We start from the raw sequence: 20,855 nt of genomic DNA, 5'->3' as shown, positions 1-20,855 counted from the left end.
TGTTATTAGAATAGCCACAACATAAGAGAGTCTGAACATTGGTGCAATGTGTTGAATGCTCAAAACACAAGAAATGCTGATGAATTTGGTCAATTGATATTTTTAAAACACAAAGCTCATGGCTTCAGTTAAAATGGAATGAACACAGATTAGGGGATAAAAATGTACGATGAATTAACGCTTGAAGAGCGTAAAGTTATCTATCGCGCACGTCGTGGGTTAAAAGAAATTGACGTGTATTTTGATCCTTATGTAAAGCAATACTATTTGCAAGCTGAACCTGAAGAGAAAGCAATGTTTGCTGAATTGGTTGAGCAAGAAGATCCTGATTTATTGGATTGGTTTATGGAGGTTTCTGAACCACCTCGACCTGAATTGCGCCAATTTATTCAAAAATTAAAAGATTATGTCCATAATCCATGAGCGTTATTCACTGAAACACAGCCTTTATTCAGCTGTGTTTCACGCTTTCTTTATGTTCATCATGAGTATTACTTTATTAATCAGTATTGAGCTCATTTATGCTTTAAGCAGTATTATATTTATACTGATTATCTGGTGGGGTTTTAGAAAAAAACCACAATTAAGTGAATTACAAAAACTAGACAAAGATTTATGGTCGATTCAAATGACTTCAAATCCAAAAATATACCAAGCAAAACTGACTCGAGTTTTTCATTTTCATTACTTCGTTGTACTCAGTTTTAACGAAAAGAAATTAGATTCTTTGGTGATTTGGAGAGATCAAATAGATGAAAAACAATGGAAAAGCTTGATTACTCATGCAAATTTTGGCTAATTGTTAGACAAAAAGTGCTTTATTTTACAATTTAAAACATGATAAAAAACAATTATTTAAAAACGTATAGTATGAACAAAAAATGAATTGTTTGACGAAAATGAAAGAAAATCAAATTGTTAGACAAAAATGCGATGAAATCTAAATTTCTAAAGTACATTAAATATACCAACAGCTAATGAGGAATTTCAAAATGAGCGAAATTCATATGTGGTTGTTTCTAGTGGTTGCTGCTGTTATGGCAATTATAATTGGAAGACTAGGAACTGTGCTGAAGGAACGAATTGAACACCACAACAACGAACAAAATAAACTCTCTTGAGTTTACCATTTAATAAGTAGCATGTGCCGAACCGTCGCAATGCTACTTTTTTTTGCCCAAAATTTTAACAATTCAAAAAATAAGTCAATTATTTCAATTCAGATCAATGACAGACTAATTGTTAATGAAGTGCATTGCTGCACTTTTATTCAGCGATTGCATCTGATATTTTAAATCGCAAGGATGACAAAATTATAAAATTGAGGACAGGAAGTATGTCTAAATTAAAGACTCAAGGTCTTTTCACGGCAATTGCGGTTGTAGCAGCTACAACTTTATCTGGATGTTCATACGTAATCAAAACTGGTGCGAATGCATCACTTGCGTTTAGTGAAAAACACATCTTACCGCCAGTACTCTCAATGGGTGATGTGGATATGGTGTGTAATCAGGGCACAGCTTTGACTCCTGTGATTATGGCGACTAAAGATATGGGTGCTGATCCGACCCGTATGGCAGTTCTTTTATATTCAGCTTCAGGGATGTGCGCAGAAAATCGTGCCTTAGATGCAGAATTAAGATACCTAAGAGCATCAAAAGCAGGTCAAGTGACAGAAGCACAAGATGCGCGTATTGAACAAAAGCGCTGGGCTGCTGTTGCTGCCGAACGTCAATATACGGGTTATCAATTGTTTGCGGAGCGTTGGCAGTCTAAATATAAATATAATTTAGGTGACTCATGTCCAACTATGCGTCGTAATCTTGACCAAACAGTATATCTGTTAGGCATGTTAAGTGGCTTACAAGCGATGACCAATGATATTGCTTCTGGTGGTCAAGTGCATGTTCCTAAAGATATCGCAGCAATTGTTGAACGTGGCATGGTCTGCCTCGATAACAACAAGTTCTGGGGCGTACCGAATGCTACTCGAGCAGTGATTTGGACATTATTACCTGGAGCTGATGCAGGCAAACCAGATCCATACCAAACGCTTAAACAATCTATGCAAATTGGTGAGCAAAAAGGAGTACGCTTATCGCATGCCTTGTATGCTGTTGCAGCACAAGCCAGTGGTGACGATGCAAAAATACGTGATGCATTACGTTCTTATGCCGCTTCACGTGCTGAAGAAGTTCCTGTAAATCCAGAGTTTAAGTTATTGGATAATATGGCAGGACAAATGATACAAGCGATCTCAGACCGTTATTGGACGGAGAATACAGGTGTCCGAACTGAAGCAGATGGAATGTCGAGCTTCTGGGATGATCAAGCGACCAATGAAGCCGATGATCTTTTCGAGAACACATTAGGCGAATAAGATTTTTTAATTTTGTTCAAAATTAAAAATGGAGTTATTCAAGAAAAAGAGCTTTAAGCTCTTTTTCTTTTAGGAATACGAAAGATGAAAGATACTATCCTGATTCGAAAAATACTGTTTATTGCATGCTGTATCAGTATTGCTGCTAGTTTGCAGATTTTTCAGGAGTATTTTTTCTATTGGCGTCCTGTATTGGATGAAGAAATTTGGCGAGTATGGACAGCTCACTATGTACATGTGGGATGGATACATTATGCATTGAATATGGTGGGTTTAGCCTGCCTACCATTCATCTTCCCATATGTCAAAATTAGGTACATGTTGTACTTGTTGATCGCACTCCCGCCATTAATTAGTTTAAGTTTTTTTTATGTTTATCCTCGCGTTGAAGCTTATGCAGGTCTATCAGGGGTGCTACATGGTATGTATATGGCTTTGGCAGTTTATTTTTTTAAATTTGAAAAAGAACGTAAATTCTCGCTGCTTGTATTAGCTTTAATCACGGGCAAAATTTTGTGGGAAAATATCTTTGGTTCTCTCGATACTGCGCAAATGATTGGTAGCCCAGTATTGGTTGAAGCACATTTAACAGGTGCAATATGGGGGGCATTACTCAGCATGCTCTTTTTAATTTATCAGCATATCTCCGTGAAGGACACACACATCTCTTAATTCCTCTGATGCTTAATTATCACTTATTTTAATGTGTGATCAGATTCAAATCTTTTGCATTTATTTTTTTAAGGTCATATTTGTTTAAAAAAAGAAATACAGTATGGTATAGCCTACTGATTTAGTTGGTTTTTATCTCGCTCTTAAGAGGTGAATTGATGAAAATTGGCATAAATTTAAAAAAAATGGAAAAGTCAGTCATTCTTTTTTAAAAAAAAATCAGTCAGATTCATGTGATAAAAGTGGTAAGGAAATTAGGTAAAGGATTTTGCCTAAGCCCGAATTAGAAAAGATGAGCTGTACAGGCAATGTATAGCAGTATTAAATAATGGAATAACAATGCAAGAGCCTTCTAAAAAGAGATCTGGGTTAGGTCTACTTAGTTATATATGGACTGAGTGGATATCTGCGTTTACGATTTTGCTTCTACTGTTACTGACGCTCATCATCGGGACAGGAGAAATGATTCACGGGCAGATGTTACGTATAGGTGAAAGTCTATACGGTGACGAAAAAATTGGTATGCAGTATTCATTCTTGCGTGCCGAACCTGAAAAGCCAGTCTGTGATCGAAATCCAAATATTGACCTTTTGGTTCAAAACCAAATGCAAGCTAATGCAAAAGATGAATTTGCAGATATCTTTGGTACAACGTCTGAAGAAGATGTTCGTGCCTCTGTATTGGCTGGTCAACAGTTATGTGAAGAAAAATATGCCTTCTATGATAAGTCAATTCAGTATTTAGAAGATAATCCTTCAATACGAACTTACCGAACCATGGAAACAACTTTCTTTGGTATTTTCCAATTTGGTACGGAAAATAAGGCAGTTCTATTGATTATCATGGTGGTACTTGCAGCGATCACTGCAACACTTAAAATCCACCACATTGGTCTACGCGGTCCAAGTTCTGTTTTAGATTATCGGGTTTACGCTGTCGCAATGATACTTGCGAACAGTTTCTTAACCAGTTCAGCGATCAGTCAGTATAGATCTGTATTGAACTCTGGTGTTCCGCCAACCAGTGAGATGACAATCATCTATTGGTTATGGATAATATTGTTCAGTACACTGACATTAATTAGTTTGTACCAATTGTTCCGTGTACCAGAAAATGCGAAGCCAGGTGGTACGATTGGCATGGCATTATTGTCAGTCCCACTTTATGCCTATATGGCGATCACAACAGGATTTAACTTTACCTTTGTGATGGACTATCCAATGGGTCAAGGGATTTATTTAGGGCAGCTGGTTGAGTTCTCTACCATTTTCCTTAATTTATCACTGTTCATTTGGGCAGGTATGCTGCTAAAGCAGACCTTGATTGTTGATAAATTCCTAAACATTTTACGTCCATGGAATCTAGCGCCTGAAACGCTTACCTGGTTAATCTTACTTGCTGCTGCATTACCTACAGCTTATACAGGTGCATCAGGTATTTTTGTAATCGCTGCAGGTGCGATCATTTATAAAGAAGTTTGGAATGCGGGCGGACGCCGTCAATTCGCTTTGGCTACGGCTGCAATGTCAGGTTCGCTTGGTGTGGTACTCCGTCCATGTCTATTGATTGTTGTTGTTGCATCGCTGAACAAAGAAGTGACGACTGACTTGTTATACCAATATGGTATTGGTGTTTTCCTCATCACTTCAACTTTGTTCTTATTGATTTCACTGTTCTTTGCTGAGCAAAAATTCCGTATTGCAGCGCCATCAGTTGCATTCCCGAATTCAGCTAAGGCATTAGTGGCAGTAGTTCCTTATGTGATCGTATTCCTGATTGTGTGGGCATTCTACAAGTATGCGTTAAATACCAACTTGAATGAGTTTACTGCACCAGTCATGATGCCAATCATCTTACTTGTCATGGTGCTTTATGAAAAATTACGTCATGAACCAGCACCGCTCGCACCAGTAGGACATTGGGATACGACATTAAGCCATACTTCGGTTGAACAAGAAGCAGCTAAGGCGCGAGTGTCAGCATCTGAAATTGCAGCACAGGATAGTCCAGACAATCCTGCACGTAAAGTGAGTTTCTGGAAGTCAATTCATGTATCTGCAAGTGAAACAGTCGGACATATCGGGGCGCTTGTGATCTTAATGGCATTGTCTGTCAGCGTTGGTGGATACTTAGAGCGTATCGAGTTGATGGAACACTTCCCAACGGATATTGAAAATATCTATATCGTGATTACCTTGATCGTATGTCTCATGGTATTTGTCGGTATGATTATGGATCCGTTTGGTGCTGTCATCTTAATTTCAGCAACAGTTGCGCCTGTCGCCTACGCTTATGGTATTGATCCTGTTCACTTCTGGATGATTGCTTTAATTGGTTTCGAATTGGGTTATATATCACCTCCAGTTGCACTCAATCACTTGCTCGCAAGGCAGTCGATTGGAGATGAAGAGGTGGCTGCTGCCGATGCAGAAGTGAAAGATAAAACGTTCTACTACAAATACGAACGTTGGATTCTACCTCTGATTGTGATGATTCCAGCAATGTTGATTATCGCCTATGTGCCTTATATCTTTAAGTTATTCGGTTGGTATCAATAATTAAATAAAATAAGCACCTTCGGGTGCTTATTTTTTGTTGATTTTTAAAACATCTTAATTTCTTGGGCGCGGCTTAAATTGAATAACACCAATTTCGTCTGCAACCTCAGGCATTTGAGGTTCGTCAATGTGTGTCGGACGATTTTCAGAATAGTTGCATTCAATACATTCGATCCATTCTGAATCACCTGAAGTGAGCATGACAATACGATCCATAGCTTCACATTTCGGACATTTTGCACCTGCAATGAAACGACGTTTGATCGACATAATGACTCTCACCTGCAAAAATTAGTAGCGTAGTTTAAGCAGTTTTAGTGTCATTCGTCCAACCTTGATGGCGTAATAATGCATCAATTTTAGGCTCACGACCTCTAAATTTAACAAAGGCATCAAGCGCTGTATCTTTACCGCCTACAGCCAGCACTGCCTTGCGGAAAGCAAGTCCAGTCTCTTGGTTGAAGATCCCTTCTTGTTCAAAGCGATCGAATGCATCACTTGCTAAAACTTCAGCCCATTTGTAAGAGTAGTAGCCTGCGGCATAACCCCCTGCGAAAATATGGCTAAAACTATTTTGGAATCGGTTGTATGGTGCTGTAGGGAGAACAGCATATTGTTCACGAATTTCGTTTAAGGATTGTTGAATACCTGTTGCATCTAAAGCAGGAGATTGTTTATGTATATTCAAATCAAACATGGCAAACTCAAGCTGTCGAAGGGTTTGCATGCCTGATTGGAAAAATCTCGCATCCAAAAGAGACTTAAGGAGTTCTTCAGGTAACGGTGTTTTGGTTTCAATGTGTTGGCTGATTAAAGCCAAGCTTTCATTATCCCAAGTCCAGAATTCCATAAACTGACTTGGCAGCTCGACGGCATCCCAAGCGACACCATGTGTGCCTGCTACAGAGATATGATCTACTTCTGTGAGCATATGATGCAGACCATGTCCAAACTCATGGAAAAGAGTAACGACTTCATCATGTGTTAAAAGCGCAGGCTGTTGACCAATTGGTGGTGTAAAATTACCGACCATGTAACAAATCGGTTTCTGCATGCCATTGTTGGTTTGCATACGTGAGCGGAATCCGCTCATCCATGCTCCACCACGTTTCCCACTTCTAGCGTACAAGTCAAAATAGAATCCACCTATGACACTGCCTTGATCTTCAAGCTCATAATATCGTGCATCTGGATGCCATACTGGTGCTTCACGTTCAATGACTTGAATACCATATAAACGCTCCACAATTTTAAATAAACCTTGAATGACGACAGGGGTAGGGAAGTATGGCTTAAGTGCTTCCTGAGACAGATTAAACTGTTGAACTTTGAGTTTTTCCGAGAAATACGTCGTGTCCCAAGGTTGTAGTTCATCTACACCATGAGATTGAGCAATTGCTTTTAATGCCTCAATTTCTTGTAGGGCAGGTTTACGAGCATGTTCTGCCAACTCAATCAGGAATTGATCTACAGCTTCAACACTTGGAGCCATCTTACTTGCCAGTGAATATGCTGCATAATGATCAAAACCTAAAAGTTGAGCCATTTCTTGGCGCAATTTGAGAATTTCTTCCATCACCGCAGTATTGTCATATTCAGGGTGATCTGACTGATCCGACGCTCGCGTGGTATATGCTTTATATAAGGCTTCGCGAAGCTCTCGATTATCTGCGTAAGTCATGATCGCAAGATAAGAAGGGAAATCCAATGTCGCCACGGCTTGATCGAGTTCACGTTGTTGACCGTATTGCTTTAGCAGTTCGATACTGCTCGCAGGTAAACCAGCAAGTTCATCTTCAGTTAATGGTTTGAAATATGATTGTGTGGCATCAAGAACGTGGTTAGAAAAATCTGAAGAAAGCTGCGATAAACGAGCTGATATTTCTGCGTAGCGTTTTTTTGCATCGCCTTCTAGAGCCACGCCTGAGAGTTTAAAGTCTCTAAGTGCAAGTTTAATCGCACTCTGTTGAGCTTCTGGTAAATCCGAAAAAATAGGTGCATCATGCACATGTTGGTAGGTTTGATAGAGCGCAGTATGTTGCCCTAATTGTGTGTAGTATTCACTTAAGCTAGGTAAAAGAGACTGATAAATCTCGCGGGTTTCAGGATTGTTCATCACAGCATTTAAGTGAGACAAAATTCCCCAAGATTCGCTCATTTGGTTTTCTAATTCATCGATTTGATCGAGCACATTTAATTGTAATTGTACCGTGTCTGGGACTTTCTCGAGTTGGTTTATAAAGTGTTGACCATTTTGAATCGCTTGTTCAATCTGTGCTTTAAGTTGATCAAGTGTAATTTGAGAAAAATCGGGTACAGGCAAAGTTGCCTTTTCTAAAGTCATTCAAGGACCTAATTGATTCATTTACTTCATTTAGATGTAGGGGTTTATGGACTTTAAATCAAGTGATACATTCAATTATTTACGTAAGTGCTAAATAAAGAATCGGTGCACTTGATTATAAATTAAAAAAATAAAGCTTAAAAAAAAGAGCGCCGTAGCGCTCTTTAAAGATTTAGTCTAATTTAGCTTTCGCATTCGACTTTTTCTTTTTCACTTTAGCTTTCTTTTTCGCTTTATCTTTTACTTTTCCATCAGATTTTTTGTCTGATTTTTTAGAATAAGAGCTTGGTTTTGCTTTGGACTTTTTCTTACGAACAGGGCGTTCACCGTTTTCATCTTTATCTTTTAGGAGTTCGACAGGCTCATTCAACATGCGATTTAACGCTTCTTGCTTGGTGACCGGTTTTTCCTTTACGACACGTGGTGCTCGACTACGAATAGCGCGACCTGCATGGCTGAGTTGTTGAATCAATTCAAAATCAATCTTACGTTCTTCTAAATTGACACCTGCAACCTTGATGCGTACTTCATCACCCAAACCGAAGGTCTGACCACGATTTTGCCCAACTAAACTTTGACTCGCTTGATCGAAGACAAAGAAGTCATCGCCAAGCTGGCTTACATGGACCATACCATCGACATATAAATCTTTTAAAGTGACAAATAGACCAAACTCAGCCGTAGCACTAATGACGCCAACAAACTCTTCACCAAGATGCTGTTGCATATAATGGCATTTTAACCAAGTGGTTACTGAGCGAGAAGCTTCATCAGCTCGACGTTCTGTTGCCGAGAAATGATTACCGGCTTCTTCTAGTGCGCCACCTGAGACTGGTGCAGGTTTATTTTTCAGGTGTGCTTTGATAGCACGATGTAATAATAAATCTGGATAACGACGAATTGGAGAGGTGAAATGAGTGTATGCCTCATACGCCAAACCATAGTGACCAGCGTTATTTGGCCCATAATAAGCTTGCATCATGGAGCGAAGAAGCACAGCATGAATACTTGGCGCATCAATACGGTCTTTAGTGGCTTCAATGACCGCTTGGTAGTCCGCTTGCGTAGGTTGATCAGGGAATTTCAAACCTAATAACTTAACAAAGTCGCGAACTTTTTGAATGCGTGAGAATTCAGGTGGCTCATGCACACGATACAACATTGGAACTTCGTGTTTTAAAGCAAATTCAGCAGCAGCGACATTGGCTAACAACATACATTCTTCAATGAGTTTATGAGCATCGTTACGTGATCTTGGTAGAATTTCTTTAATTCCACCAAGTTCATCAAAGGTCATGTACGTTTCAACGGTTTCAAATTCCATTGCATGGCGTTCTGCACGTAAACCTTTTAATACTTGGTAAAGTTGGAATAATGTATTCAGTGATTTACGCACTGTACGATCTTCAGGTACAGCTTGACTATCACCTTCAAAATATTTTGCAACTTGGTCATAGGTGAGTCGTGCTTTAGAGTGCATCACCGACGGATAGAATTCAAATTTTGTGACTTTACCTGCGCGACTTAAATTCAAATCACAGACCATACATAGACGATCGACATTTGGGTTGAGTGAGCATAAGCCATTTGAAAGTGCTTCAGGCAACATCGGTAAGACAAAGTGAGGGAAGTACACAGACGTACCGCGTTCTTGTGCTTCATCATCTAAAGGTTTACCAATACGAACATAATGACTGACATCTGCAATTGCAACCACGACGCGATAGCCGCCACCAGGACGTTTTTCTGCATAGACAGCATCGTCGAAGTCACGCGCATCTTCACCGTCAATTGTGACTAAGGGTAAATCTCTTAAATCAATGCGTCCTTGACGATCTCGTGCTGTCGGTTCTTTAAAACTTTCAGCTTCTTGAACTACTTCTTCTGGAAATTCGTAAGGTAAACCATATTCTAAAATGGTTTGAGGAATAATAATTTCAGTATCAGATTTGTCGGCCATAGATTGAATAATATGACCTGTAGCAAACTCTTCACGATTTGGAAAATCATCAATTTCAACTCGAAGAGAATCACCAACTTTAGCTTTCGCATGCGCAATGAGTTCTTTTTCTAAGGTAATCGGTTGATGCGCATTTGGATTTGCTGGTTGAATGAAGTATTCACCTTCATATTCTGCGAGTTTCCCAATGATTTGTTTGACGCGTCGTTGGGTAATTTCAGTAATGAAACCCCATGGTTTACCTTTACGGTCAACAGAGGTCTGTTGAACTTTAACTCGGTCACCATGGAAGACTTGACGTAATTCACGCTCAGGTAACAAATATTCTTCTTTCTTACCATCTATACTCGCAACCCCTAAACCTTTGCTATTGATATAGATGGTCGCATCATGAACAGGTTGATCTGCCATAAGCTGGAACTTATAACCTTCTTTCGTCAATTGACCATCACGAACCATCGCACTTAAACGGTGACTAAGTGCTTCAATACTTTTTTGATCCGCAATTTCGAAGTGTTCCACAAGGTCTGCATGAGACAATGCTTTTTTCTTATTCTCAATCGTTTCTAGAATCAGAACACGGCTTGGAATAGGATTATCGTAACGTTCAGCTTCCGCTTTGGCTTCAGGGTCGACCCAATTTTTCATAATGTCTTTGGCTTCATATCAGAAGATAAGTTTAGCATAAGACATGATGAGAAATACTGCACGTAAATGATTGCAATAAAGTGTTTTTAGTTCATAAATTATAAAAGAGATGCAGAATAGACAGTATTAAAGTGAAATTAATGCAGATTAAAGGCAAAAAAACTGAAAATTGTTTAAAAAATATATGATTGAACAAAAAACATAGAATTTTTTAAATTCTCACTTGAAGAGTAGGGACGAAGTTTGTATTATGGCGTCTCGTTACGGTGAGGTGGATGAGTGGCTGAAATCACTTCCCTGCTAAGGAAGCATACCTATTACTGGTATCGAGGGTTCGAATCCCTCTCTCACCGCCAACGATAAACTTGAAATGCGCTCATAGCTCAGCTGGATAGAGCACTTGGCTACGAACTAAGGGGTCGGGAGTTCGAATCTCTCTGAGCGCACCAATCAAGTTAATCGATGTAACGAAGTCGTAAGACACTCAAGTACGCGCTCATAGCTCAGCTGGATAGAGCACTTGGCTACGAACTAAGGGGTCGGGAGTTCGAATCTCTCTGAGCGCACCAACTTGATCATCTCTAAGATGTAAAAAAGAGAAGAAACCGCTTAATTGCGGTTTTTTTGTTTCTAGAATGAAGTGATGCTCTAAATCATCATATTTTATTAGCTACTTAAGAAAGAAATAAATTTTAAAATTTCTACACATATTATTTTTAATTAATAGATATTAGCTCTTATAAAAACATCATCAATCCAACTCAGGATTGTTTGGAATTTGGATTGATCTTGTTGATCATCTCTTAAGTTGTTGATTATCTAGCCATAATTTACATTTACGTATAAATACTGTTCGCTTGATTTAAATTTTATTAAAAAGTACTTAACAAATAATAATATTCATATATAATGCACTCCATCAAGACGTCGCGCTCATAGCTCAGCTGGATAGAGCACTTGGCTACGAACTAAGGGGTCGGGAGTTCGAATCTCTCTGAGCGCACCAACTTGATCATCTCTAAGATGTAAAAAAAGAGAAGAAACCGCTTAATTGCGGTTTTTTTGTGTCTATTTTTTTATCTTATTTCTTCTGCTCTTCGTTTTTGACTTTCAATGCAAAGACGACATTCGCCCCAACTGTAGGGAGCACATCATGATAAGGCAAGCTCCGTGCTGCACGAATCAGGAACGGTGCTTTTTCATCTATTTTTCCAGCATTCGTCATTTTCAATAAAGTACCTTGTTGAAACTTATCAAATTGCATTTTTCCTTTAATGTATTTCAGATCACCCCCTTGAGCATAAAAACTATTCTGATTCGACTGAGGAAAGCTAAAATTTAGTTTAAATCGGAATGGAATTTGAATAACTCCTAACCCGAGTTCAACTTTAAAATCTGCCAATTGTGTTTGGTCTTTTAGGGTTTCGATATCAATAGATTTGAGTTGGCGGGGAAACAACTTTTTATAATGTACAGGCTGTGTCCATTTTTGTAATCGTTGCACTGGTTGGGAATAATACTGATACGTCGTCACAAAACGCATTGATTCTGCACCGTGTTGATAAGGCACGGTTGTCGGTGTATGGACAAAACTTACAGGGTGTTCGGTGATACGACTGATTTGTGCGATTTTGGCTATTTGATTTGTCGTTAATTGGTCGGATGGAAATTGTCCTGGTTTGAGCGCACTCGAAGAAGGCGCTGTTAATTTTTTTCGAATTGATTCAAGTAAAAATGCATGTGTACCACTTGGAATTCCCATTTTTGCTTCAGGCACTGCATTCAGAACTTTGCTAAATAGAAAACCTTTAGGTTGGTTCAAATCTCCCCATTGCGTTAGGGTCAGAAGAGTATGATTTTGATCCAATTTGAACCATTCAAATTTGCCTAGACCATAAGGAACAGGTGCATCCACAATCAAACTTGAAATACTATTGGCTTCAATATGATGCTGAAACACTATGGTCTCATTAAAGTTGAGCACTGGTATTGGTGTTGGAATGGAAATTTTATATTGAATCTGAGTGATATTTTTTTCTTGATTTAATATTTTAGCTGATTTCAATGTCGGGAATAATCCAACAAAATTTTCAAACTGTGAAAGCGTTTTGGCGACCTTTTCTTCATTAACAGGCAATACGATGGCAGATGATGTGAACTTCACATTTGGATTGGGTTGTTTTTTGCGTGTCGGAATAGATGTTTGGGTATTTGTGTGCGCATAGATGAGAATCTGATCTTTGGCGATGCTGGCGAGTTCGGTACTATTATTTTGAAATGGTTTTAACGCACTGGGTATATTTTCTTTCCATTCAATAATCGCGCTGTACGACAAGCTGGGTATAAAAATAAGGCTTAAGCACAATGCTCGATAGTTAAAGTATTTCATTTTCATCCTGAACTATGAATTTAGACTTTTTATTTTGTGTCATTGTAAATCGTGTGATGCTTTCATCAATAGTGCGATGATGTAATCAACACTATTCATTAAAACGACAATTCGATTTCAGGTAAAGTGGTGTAATATCTTTGCTTAAGAAAATCGATCGTTGAATCCCCTATGTCTGATACTCAACCAGTTTTATCTGTCCGTTACTTCTTAAATTTACAAGAGTCTCAGGATGGTTTTGCATTAGCTACTTTTGGCAAAAAACAATTTACGCGTTTTTTAACGCCACTTGTCAGTATTGCGATCGTGATTTGGGGGCTTTATCTTGGATTAGAGGGAGTAGGGCGCTATTACGTGGCTTTAGGCACGTTCTTTATCTTTTTACAAATCGTTATGCGTTACTGGTTTTTACCTATGATGTTCAAGCGTCAGTTTGAAAAATATCAATTTGGTAAGACTGAACAAGGTATCGATTTGTTTCAAAACTCTGCCGAGCTTTTTTCAAGTGGTCGTCCTAAACAAGCATTTGCCTACATTGAAGTACAAAAATTTGTAGTGGGTAAATTGACCTATATGCTTGAACTCAAAAATCATACAGTTGTCATTATTCCAAAACGTGCATTTGAGTCTGATGTAGACAGAACACTGTTTGAAAATACATTCCAAAAACGTTAAGTTTTGATGAGTTCATTACTCAAACTATAAATAAGAGAGATTTTCATGAGTGCAGTTCCATCAAAAATTGTATGTGTCGGTCGCAGTTATGCTGCGCATGCTCAAGAATTAGGTAATGCGATTCCTGATCAACCTGTCTTATTTATCAAGCCGCCGAGTAGCTTGGTGTCCTTAGCAGAAGGGATTGATTGGAATCGTGCATTGGGACAGTGTCATCATGAATGTGAACTTTCATTGCGAATAGATCGACCGCTCAAAAACGTTAAGGATCCTCAAGAGGCATTAGCAGCAGTAGGTGCAGTCACCCTTGGTTTGGATTTGACTTTAAGAGATCAACAAGATCAGCTTAAAAAGAAAGGACAACCTTGGGAACGTGCGAAAGCATTTGATGGATCTTGTATTTTGGCAGATTGGATTTCGCTTGATCAGGTTCCAGCATTAGATCAAGTCCAGTTTAAACTCGAAATTAATGATCAACTTAGGCAACATGGTGATACGGGGTTACTGATTTTTAAATTAGGAGTGCTTTTGGCAGAAATCAGTCAAAACTTTAGCTTAATGTCTGGTGATGTTGTCATGACGGGTACGCCTGCAGGTGTGGGACCATTAGAATCGGGTGATCAGCTCAAAATGACTTTGACTGGCTTAAAACAAGATTTTGTGTGGACTACGCAAGTGCATTAATGATGCATCAAGCTCAATTAAAAAGGATGATGGTTCATCCTTTTTTTATGGCTAGAGATTGTCTGAATTGATGTTTTTACGAAACTGTTGGGGCGTGATGTGCATCCAGCGTTTAAACATATTGATAAAGGCTGAGGCGTTGGCATAGCCCAAATCTAGAGCAATATGTTCAACGGTTTTATTTTCAGACAATAAGCTTAATGCTCGTGTAATTTTAAAGCGTTGACGCCATTCATTGAGCGACATCGAAATTTCAGCTTCACATAGGCGCGATAAAGTGCGCTCACTCATATTCACCATTTGAGCATAATCTCTCAGTGGACGCTGATCACTGAGATGCTCATGCATGTAGGTAAATATCGTTTGTAATGCAGGATGATCAGAATGGGGTAAGTAGCTTTTGAGCAGGGGTGAGCTTTTTAATTGATCCAGCAAAACCATTAAGAGTCGTTGATATTCGGGTTGATCATATTTGAAATAAGTTTTTCTGAGTTCATTGAGTAGCGCCGTCACTAAGGGGGGGCTTAGTAAAATACCTGATTGTTTGGGCAGTGCATCACACAGGCTTTCATGCACGTATAAGGTGGCATGAGAAACAGCTGTGAGATTAATACTGCTGTGATGCAGATGCGGCGGTAGCCAAATTCCGTAGGGCGGAGGTGTTAAATATTGATTTTGATCAATATGAACTTCCATTACACCATCAAATGCATAGATAAATTCGCCCCATGCATGACCGTGTTTAGGATATTCCGAATGGGCTGGATCATTACGGAATGTTAGCCAAAGATTCTCTTGGATATGATCATAATTATCTAACTGAACGAATGATTCATGTGGATGGCGTTTTGGCATATTAAATTGCCTGAATAAATGTATTTGTTGTCTGTTTTGAATTATATATTCTAATTCAGTCAGCAGTATAGTGACGACTTGTTTGTGTGAAGAGTGCCACTCATGGGTGAGCGAAGAGGTCTTGACCTTCAGGCGTCAAGCTTAATGATCGTATTGTGTTTAGTCTGGGGTTTACAGCAAATTGTCTTGAAACTTGCAGCTACTGATATTAGTCCTCTGATGCAAATCGCATTGCGCTGTGGTTTGGCAACCTTGCTTGTCGTTCCATTATTGTATCGACAACGAGTGCAACAACTGTTCCATTACCGTTATGTTGTTCCTGGAATTTGGTTAGCCTTTTTATTTTCTGCAGAATTTTATTTGGTTGCTGAGGCACTCAGGTACACCAGTGCTGCGCACACTGTTGTTCTGCTCTATACCGCGCCTATTTTTGTGGCTTTAGGCTTACATTGGAAAGTCAAAGCTGAAAAATTGAATAATCTGCAGTGGTTTGGTATTTGTTTCGCATTTCTTGGCATCGCTTATACTTTTTTAGTGCGTGATCAAGCTCAGAGCCAACTCAGCCTTATTTTATGGGGAGATTTGCTTGCTCTAATGGCGGGGATGATGTGGGCATTGACTACGATTTCTTTAAAATTTTCAACGCTTTCAGAGGCACCGCCTACTCAAACATTATTTTATCAATTGCTTGGGGGCTTTATTTTTTTATTACCCTTAGCTTTTTGGACTGGACAAGCAGATGTGCGCTGGTCACAACTGACGTTTCTGAGCTTAACATTTCATGCGGTTGTCATGTCTTTTTTAAGTTTACTGTTATGGTTTTGGTTGTTACGAACTTATTTAGCAAATGGCTTAGGTGTGTTTTCGTTTTTGACCCCCATGTTCGGCATGTTGTTTGGTGTCTGGCTATTAGATGAGGAGATCGAAACGAGTTTCTTGGTCGGTTCTTGTATGGTTCTTGCAGGGATTATGATTGTATCTTTGCACCGCTATTTGAGAATTTATCTTGATCGAATCAGCGCAAGAATTGGAGCATTCCATTGAATCAGCATACATGGCTGGGATTAAGCTCGATTTTGATTTGGGCCTCGTTGGTTGCGGTGGTGAAACTTGTAACTGAATCATTAAGCCCGGTACAGGCGGTGGCACTGATCTATAGTTTTAGTGCATTGTTCATGTTATGGAAAAATGGCTTTCCCAAGCTTTTACTCATGCCTAAAAAATACCTATTGGGCTGTGGTGCTCTTTTTGTTGGCTATGAAATCCTATTTTTAATTTCGATTGCTCTTTCAACACATCGAGAACAGGTATTAATTATTGCAATGATTAATTATCTTTGGCCTCCTTTGCTGATTGTATTTTCGATTCTTGCACGGCAATTGAGCGCGAATATTTGGGTGATTGCTGGCTTTGCATGTGCCATTCTTGGGTTAATGATGGTTGTTAATCCAGATATTCTCGAGCCGAAACGCATATTGGTGGCCGTGCTTGAAAATCCATTGGCGTACTCATTTGCTTTCATTGGCGCCGTGCTATGGCCTTTGTACAGTATATTTACCAAGAAATATGCAGAAGGTCATAATGCTGTTCCATTTCTTTTTCTAATGACTGCAGTTGGATTGTGGGCTGTACATTTTGTGATGCGAGAACCGTTTATTGAGCTGAATTTGATGACATGGCTGATGGTTGTAGTCATTGGCAGCTTAATTGGTTTAGCTTACAGCAATTGGAACCAAAGCATCCAATATGGACATCTCAAAATTTTAATTTTGGCAACGTATTTTATGCCCATTTTTTCAAGTCTGATGTCGATGCTGATTCTAGATGTGCAACCTCTAATAAGCTTTTGGATCGGTTGTGTCTTAGTGACCTTAGGCGCACTTATTTGTTGGCAATCTACACGTCCATATAATCCGTCTACGAAATAAGAAAAGACCTATAGAGGTCTTTTCTTATTGCAAGAGTTTATTTTTCTTCAAGTATGGTCGATAGCGGTACGGAGAGCTTTGCAGCCAGATAATCATCAGCTTCAATCAGTGCTGGACCAATACGGTTCATCCATACATCATCTTCATGGATTTGTCCGATATCATTTTTATCTGGCAGTGTATAAGGCAATGATTTATAAAATGACCAAAAATCAAGATGATCTAAATTTCTAACCAAAACATATTCATTATTATCTGTACGTTTAATAATATTCTGTTCTTCCAATAGATTGACATATTTAGGCCAGCGGCCAATTTCACCGCGTCCTAAAATATCAAGTGCCTCCAGATCGGTTACGGTTTTACCTTGTTTTTGTTGTTTATAGAATAACTCAAGCATATCTAGAAGCATGAGAATTGGATGGCGCGTTTCAGTTTTACCTGTATGAAATGCTGTGAGAGCATAACTTATCTCAACACCAAGCAGTACGATGTTCCAAGAGAGATAAATCCACAACAGGAAAATTGGAACTGCTGCAAAAGCACCGTAAACCAACTGATAACTGGTAAAGTTAGTCATCACGAAGCCGAATAAATTTTTCAGTAACTCGAAGGTAACAGCACTAAAAATCGCAGCAATCATGGCTGCTTTTATTGGAACAGAGCGGTTTGGAATCGTCCAATACAAGGCAAAAAAACCAAATGCGGTGAGTGCAAATGAGATGACCCATAAAATAAACGTGCCATTCAATTCATAACCTGCAAAATTATTGCTTAGGATGTTCATAGACGCTAAAGTCGATGAAATCACAAAAGCCGAACCCAGCAGGATTGGTCCCAGTGAAATGATGGTCCAATAGCGCATAAAACCAATAATGCCATTACGCGTTTCTGTCACACGCCAAATACGATTGAATGCTGTCTCAATGCTAGTGAGCATCATTACTGTGGTAAAGAATAAAAACAGCACACCAATAATGGTTAAGTTGCTCGAATTGTCAGTAAATGCATTCAATGCTTTATCAAACGCGATACTGGTTTTAGGCAGAAAATTACTGTAGATCAATTGTTGTAATTGTTGCCGAGCAGGTTCTAATGCTTTAATCGATGAAATGATAACCAAGAATACGGTCAACATCGGCACGACAGCGAAAAGTGTGGTGTAAGTTAAAGAGCCTGCTTGCTCACGACAATTGTTAGCTTCAAAGCGTCGTAGTACAAACAAAATAAACTGAAACCATGTTTTATTGTAGAAAGGTAACTTTTTTAAGATTTCCGCCATAAATAATGAGTCTCGAGTATTTTTTAGTTAAAATTCTGTACGTTCGTTGCACAGCTTAACCAAATTTTAAAAAAAATACCGTATAGTTTTCTTTTTTCATTGGATGATCTTTTTATGCAAGCATATGTTCTAGTTTTGTATTACAGCAAATATGGTTCAACCAAGGAAATGGCACATTTAATTGCTCAAGGAATTGAATCTACTGGAATGCTTGCGAAAATTAGAACAGTTCCACAGTTGGCAACAGTGGTGACCGAAGCAGCACCAAGTATTCCAGAGGAGGGCGATATTTATGCGACTTTGGATGATCTTCAACATTGTTCGGGACTTGCATTAGGATCACCAACTCGATTTGGCAATATGGCATCAGAAATGAAATATTTTTGGGATCAAACAACGAGTTTATGGCTCAATGGTGCATTGCATAATAAACCTGCTTGTGTGTTTGGTTCATCGGGCTCTATGCACGGCGGGCAGGAAAGTACATTACTGACTATGTTGCCACCTTTGTTTCATCATGGAATGTTGATTTTGGGTTTAACCAATGCCAACCCAGCTTTATCGAATACAAAATCAGGTGGGACACCCTATGGTGCTACACATGTCAGTGGACCTAGACACGATCAATCTCTAAGCCAAGATGAAAAATCACTGTGTATCGAGCAAGGGAAACGATTAGGTGAAGTGGCGTTGCAAATGTTAAAGAAATAATTTTAAAGATTATTTTATCAGGCATAAAAAAAGTGAGCTTCTCGCTCACTTTTATTTTGAAATATGTTTCTGTTCAAATCGGTGTTTGCACTTTTTGCATTGGTAATCGAGGAAAACATTCTTATCGACAATTTCTCCCGCTTTTTTTCCAAAACGATGACCTAAAAAGCCACCAGTCACACCCACACTGATTGCACCAACAAAAGTGCCAATTGTGCCACCCATGATTACACCTAAAGGGCCCGCAACAGCACCAATGGAAGCACCAATAGAAGCACCTGATGCAGCACCACCCACAGTACCCGCAGTTGTACCCGCTGCGGAAAGAAGAACACCACCTGTTTTTTGCAGTAATTGTTCATGGTTGCGTTTTTCAATATCAGTTGAACCGCATTTTGGGCAGTGTATTTCTAAGTTTTCAGTCATTTAGGATTGCTCTAATCTATACATCCATTTATTTAAAAGATTCTAGCATTGCGCTTAAAGTTGCAACATGGCCGAATGTAGAAAAACTGTAATGCTAGATAAAATAAAAAATTGATTTGAAAATAGATTAATTTAATTTTTAAGGATAAAACCATTTTTTATGAGCAGGATGGCTTAGATCTTGAACTGAATAACTAAGCGCAAATAGTGATTTAATTTTTTTCGAAGTTTGGCTTATTTTTTTATTCCAATCAAAAAAATTACCAAGACAATGAAAAAATTATTTGTACTAAGCACCATTGTGACATTGAGTTTTAGCCTCATTGCATGCTCAAAAGAAAAGCCTACTGAGCTTAAGGGGCAAGATGAATCAAAAGAACAGTTAACAACATTGAATATTGGCTATCAAAAAGCGGCGCTTAAATTCATCGTTGCAAAACAAAATAAAACTTTTGAGCAGGCATTTCCTGGTGTGAAAATTCAATGGAAAGAATTCCCGGCAGGTCCTCAAACACTAGAAGCATTAAATGTCGGTGCTATAGATGTGGGGTATACAGGAGATACACCTGTAATTTTCGCACTTTCTGCAGGTAAACCAATTCAATATTTAGCGTATGAAAATGGATCTAAAAATGCACACAGCTTACTGTTACCCAAAGACAGCACGATTCAAAGCTTAAAGGATCTAAAAGGTAAGCGCATTGGTGTTACACAAGGTTCAAGTGCGCATTACTTTCTCTCACAAATATTAGATCAAGCTCAATTGAGTTGGTCTGATATTCAACCCGTCTGGTTAACGCCTGCAGATGCACGAGCTGCTATTGATAAAAAATCACTCGATGCTTGGGCGATTTGGGATCCTTATGCAAGTGCTGCTTCGCTTAAAGGTGATACACGTGTTCTTATTGATTCAAAAGCTTTGCCATTGGCATATAGCTTCTATTTGTCTTCACCAAAATTTTTAAAACAACATGCGGTTGAAGCCCAAAAATTTGTGCAAACATTAAATCAAGTAGATGATTGGATCAATCAACACCCAGATCAAGCCGCAAAAATTTTGGCGCAAAGTACAAGCTTGGACGAAAATATTACCAAACTGGTTTTAGAAAAAAGAAATATTCCTGCTTATGCCAAACTGGTCGATACAGATACAGTCACGGCGCAACAAAAAATTGCAGATTTGTTTTATCAACTTAAACTCATTCCGAATGCCGTGTCTTTAAAAGATCATGTGTGGACTGGGCAAGAGTAAGTGATTGAACGTGAATCATATTTTTATAGACGCATAAGTATCCAATTTAAATGATTTCAAAAGCATTCATCTTTCAGTCATTAATACAAT

General features: G+C 38.8%; 18 protein-coding genes and 4 tRNA genes. 15 read left to right on the top strand and 7 right to left on the bottom strand.

Annotation, left to right across the window (positions count from 1 at the left end; all coding sequences use genetic code 11):
- Nucleotides 1–162 precede the first annotated feature (162 nt).
- The 5 genes from AC1M9M_RS12535 to AC1M9M_RS12515 all read left to right on the top strand — a co-directional run bounded on the left by AC1M9M_RS12535 (nt 163) and on the right by AC1M9M_RS12515 (nt 5,611).
- Nucleotides 163–423, top strand: a complete 261-nt coding sequence (locus AC1M9M_RS12535) for an FAD assembly factor SdhE (RefSeq protein WP_035265169.1) — start codon at nt 163–165, stop codon at nt 421–423.
- Nucleotides 424–484: 61 nt separating this feature from the next.
- A complete protein-coding gene (locus AC1M9M_RS12530; RefSeq protein ID WP_481596500.1) occupies nt 485–799 on the top strand; it encodes a hypothetical protein in 315 nt (104 codons plus the stop codon).
- Nucleotides 800–1,336: 537 nt separating this feature from the next.
- On the top strand, nt 1,337–2,380 hold the full coding sequence (locus AC1M9M_RS12525) for a hypothetical protein (RefSeq protein WP_035265182.1): 1,044 nt from the start codon (nt 1,337–1,339) through the stop codon (nt 2,378–2,380).
- A gap of 84 nt (nt 2,381–2,464) precedes the next feature.
- Nucleotides 2,465–3,052, top strand: a complete 588-nt coding sequence (gene rrtA, locus AC1M9M_RS12520) for a rhombosortase (RefSeq protein ID WP_092768072.1) — start codon at nt 2,465–2,467, stop codon at nt 3,050–3,052.
- A gap of 339 nt (nt 3,053–3,391) precedes the next feature.
- On the top strand, nt 3,392–5,611 hold the full coding sequence (locus AC1M9M_RS12515) for a TRAP transporter large permease subunit (protein WP_481592036.1): 2,220 nt from the start codon (nt 3,392–3,394) through the stop codon (nt 5,609–5,611).
- 54 nt (nt 5,612–5,665) lie between these two features.
- Here the strand turns inward: AC1M9M_RS12515 and AC1M9M_RS12510 are convergent, their stop codons facing one another.
- The 3 genes from AC1M9M_RS12510 to rnr form a co-directional block, all read right to left on the bottom strand.
- On the bottom strand, nt 5,666–5,875 hold the full coding sequence (locus AC1M9M_RS12510) for a YheV family putative zinc ribbon protein (RefSeq protein WP_171076743.1): 210 nt from the start codon (nt 5,873–5,875) through the stop codon (nt 5,666–5,668).
- Nucleotides 5,876–5,915: 40 nt separating this feature from the next.
- Nucleotides 5,916–7,955, bottom strand: a complete 2,040-nt coding sequence (locus AC1M9M_RS12505) for a M3 family metallopeptidase (protein WP_481596499.1) — start codon at nt 7,953–7,955, stop codon at nt 5,916–5,918.
- Between the two features lie 172 nt (nt 7,956–8,127).
- Nucleotides 8,128–10,566 (bottom strand): ribonuclease R, encoded by a 2,439-nt coding sequence (gene rnr / locus AC1M9M_RS12500; protein ID WP_481596537.1) that lies wholly within the window; start codon nt 10,564–10,566, stop codon nt 8,128–8,130.
- Between the two features lie 262 nt (nt 10,567–10,828).
- On the opposite strand from rnr, the gene AC1M9M_RS12495 reads away from it, so the two are divergent.
- The 4 genes from AC1M9M_RS12495 to AC1M9M_RS12480 all read left to right on the top strand — a co-directional run bounded on the left by AC1M9M_RS12495 (nt 10,829) and on the right by AC1M9M_RS12480 (nt 11,569).
- A tRNA-Ser gene (locus AC1M9M_RS12495) sits at nt 10,829–10,919 on the top strand.
- A gap of 16 nt (nt 10,920–10,935) precedes the next feature.
- Nucleotides 10,936–11,012: transfer RNA gene (locus AC1M9M_RS12490), tRNA-Arg, on the top strand.
- Nucleotides 11,013–11,055: 43 nt separating this feature from the next.
- A tRNA-Arg gene (locus AC1M9M_RS12485) sits at nt 11,056–11,132 on the top strand.
- A 360-nt stretch (nt 11,133–11,492) separates the two neighbouring features.
- Nucleotides 11,493–11,569 (top strand) — tRNA-Arg (locus AC1M9M_RS12480).
- Nucleotides 11,570–11,644: 75 nt separating this feature from the next.
- Here the strand turns inward: AC1M9M_RS12480 and AC1M9M_RS12475 are convergent.
- Complete coding sequence (locus AC1M9M_RS12475) at nt 11,645–12,952, bottom strand: SRPBCC family protein (RefSeq protein WP_481596498.1); 1,308 nt, start codon at nt 12,950–12,952, stop codon at nt 11,645–11,647.
- A 171-nt stretch (nt 12,953–13,123) separates the two neighbouring features.
- Between AC1M9M_RS12475 and AC1M9M_RS12470 the strand changes: the two genes are divergently transcribed.
- Entirely contained in the window at nt 13,124–13,627 is a 504-nt protein-coding gene (locus AC1M9M_RS12470) for a YcxB family protein (protein WP_481596497.1), read from the top strand.
- Between the two features lie 45 nt (nt 13,628–13,672).
- Entirely contained in the window at nt 13,673–14,311 is a 639-nt protein-coding gene (locus AC1M9M_RS12465) for a fumarylacetoacetate hydrolase family protein (protein WP_481596496.1), read from the top strand.
- Between the two features lie 51 nt (nt 14,312–14,362).
- Here the strand turns inward: AC1M9M_RS12465 and AC1M9M_RS12460 are convergent, their stop codons facing one another.
- The gene (locus tag AC1M9M_RS12460) at nt 14,363–15,166 is read right to left on the bottom strand and encodes an AraC family transcriptional regulator (protein WP_481596495.1); all 804 of its coding nucleotides are present in this window, start codon (nt 15,164–15,166) and stop codon (nt 14,363–14,365) included.
- A 102-nt stretch (nt 15,167–15,268) separates the two neighbouring features.
- Between AC1M9M_RS12460 and AC1M9M_RS12455 the strand changes: the two genes are divergently transcribed.
- Nucleotides 15,269–16,210 carry a DMT family transporter gene (locus tag AC1M9M_RS12455; protein ID WP_481596494.1) on the top strand — a complete coding sequence of 314 codons (942 nt, stop codon included), beginning with the start codon at nt 15,269–15,271 and terminating at the stop codon, nt 16,208–16,210.
- On the top strand, nt 16,207–17,094 hold the full coding sequence (yddG, locus tag AC1M9M_RS12450; protein WP_481596493.1) for an aromatic amino acid DMT transporter YddG: 888 nt from the start codon (nt 16,207–16,209) through the stop codon (nt 17,092–17,094). Before AC1M9M_RS12455 ends, yddG begins: the two co-directional genes overlap by 4 nt.
- A gap of 37 nt (nt 17,095–17,131) precedes the next feature.
- Here the strand turns inward: yddG and AC1M9M_RS12445 are convergent, their stop codons facing one another.
- Complete coding sequence (locus tag AC1M9M_RS12445; RefSeq protein WP_481596492.1) at nt 17,132–18,376, bottom strand: YihY family inner membrane protein; 1,245 nt, start codon at nt 18,374–18,376, stop codon at nt 17,132–17,134.
- Nucleotides 18,377–18,490: 114 nt separating this feature from the next.
- On the opposite strand from AC1M9M_RS12445, the gene wrbA reads away from it, so the two are divergent.
- Complete coding sequence (gene wrbA, locus AC1M9M_RS12440) at nt 18,491–19,087, top strand: NAD(P)H:quinone oxidoreductase (protein WP_035265209.1); 597 nt, start codon at nt 18,491–18,493, stop codon at nt 19,085–19,087.
- Nucleotides 19,088–19,138: 51 nt separating this feature from the next.
- Here wrbA and AC1M9M_RS12435 read toward each other — a convergent pair whose 3' ends face one another.
- A complete protein-coding gene (locus AC1M9M_RS12435; protein WP_035265212.1) occupies nt 19,139–19,513 on the bottom strand; it encodes a hypothetical protein in 375 nt (124 codons plus the stop codon).
- 271 nt (nt 19,514–19,784) lie between these two features.
- Between AC1M9M_RS12435 and AC1M9M_RS12430 the strand changes: the two genes are divergently transcribed.
- On the top strand, nt 19,785–20,765 hold the full coding sequence (locus AC1M9M_RS12430; protein WP_481596491.1) for an aliphatic sulfonate ABC transporter substrate-binding protein: 981 nt from the start codon (nt 19,785–19,787) through the stop codon (nt 20,763–20,765).
- Nucleotides 20,766–20,855: the final 90 nt, after the last annotated feature.

This window comes from Acinetobacter sp. ANC_7503 (assembly GCF_056780035.1).
The sequence above is the reverse complement of the archived record's forward strand: the minus strand, read 5'-3'. Positions and strand labels throughout refer to the sequence as shown.

Coding starts and splice junctions, on each gene's coding strand:
- AC1M9M_RS12535 (WP_035265169.1), top strand. CDS start 163: ATGTACGATGAATTAACGCTTGAAGAGCGTAAAGTTATCTATCGCGCA.
- AC1M9M_RS12530 (WP_481596500.1), top strand. CDS start 485: ATGAGTATTACTTTATTAATCAGTATTGAGCTCATTTATGCTTTAAGC.
- AC1M9M_RS12525 (WP_035265182.1), top strand. CDS start 1,337: ATGTCTAAATTAAAGACTCAAGGTCTTTTCACGGCAATTGCGGTTGTA.
- rrtA (WP_092768072.1), top strand. CDS start 2,465: ATGAAAGATACTATCCTGATTCGAAAAATACTGTTTATTGCATGCTGT.
- AC1M9M_RS12515 (WP_481592036.1), top strand. CDS start 3,392: ATGCAAGAGCCTTCTAAAAAGAGATCTGGGTTAGGTCTACTTAGTTAT.
- AC1M9M_RS12505 (WP_481596499.1), bottom strand. CDS start 7,955: ATGACTTTAGAAAAGGCAACTTTGCCTGTACCCGATTTTTCTCAAATT.
- AC1M9M_RS12475 (WP_481596498.1), bottom strand. CDS start 12,952: ATGAAATACTTTAACTATCGAGCATTGTGCTTAAGCCTTATTTTTATA.
- AC1M9M_RS12470 (WP_481596497.1), top strand. CDS start 13,124: ATGTCTGATACTCAACCAGTTTTATCTGTCCGTTACTTCTTAAATTTA.
- AC1M9M_RS12465 (WP_481596496.1), top strand. CDS start 13,673: ATGAGTGCAGTTCCATCAAAAATTGTATGTGTCGGTCGCAGTTATGCT.
- AC1M9M_RS12460 (WP_481596495.1), bottom strand. CDS start 15,166: ATGCCAAAACGCCATCCACATGAATCATTCGTTCAGTTAGATAATTAT.
- AC1M9M_RS12455 (WP_481596494.1), top strand. CDS start 15,269: ATGGGTGAGCGAAGAGGTCTTGACCTTCAGGCGTCAAGCTTAATGATC.
- AC1M9M_RS12445 (WP_481596492.1), bottom strand. CDS start 18,376: ATGGCGGAAATCTTAAAAAAGTTACCTTTCTACAATAAAACATGGTTT.
- wrbA (WP_035265209.1), top strand. CDS start 18,491: ATGCAAGCATATGTTCTAGTTTTGTATTACAGCAAATATGGTTCAACC.
- AC1M9M_RS12435 (WP_035265212.1), bottom strand. CDS start 19,513: ATGACTGAAAACTTAGAAATACACTGCCCAAAATGCGGTTCAACTGAT.
- AC1M9M_RS12430 (WP_481596491.1), top strand. CDS start 19,785: ATGAAAAAATTATTTGTACTAAGCACCATTGTGACATTGAGTTTTAGC.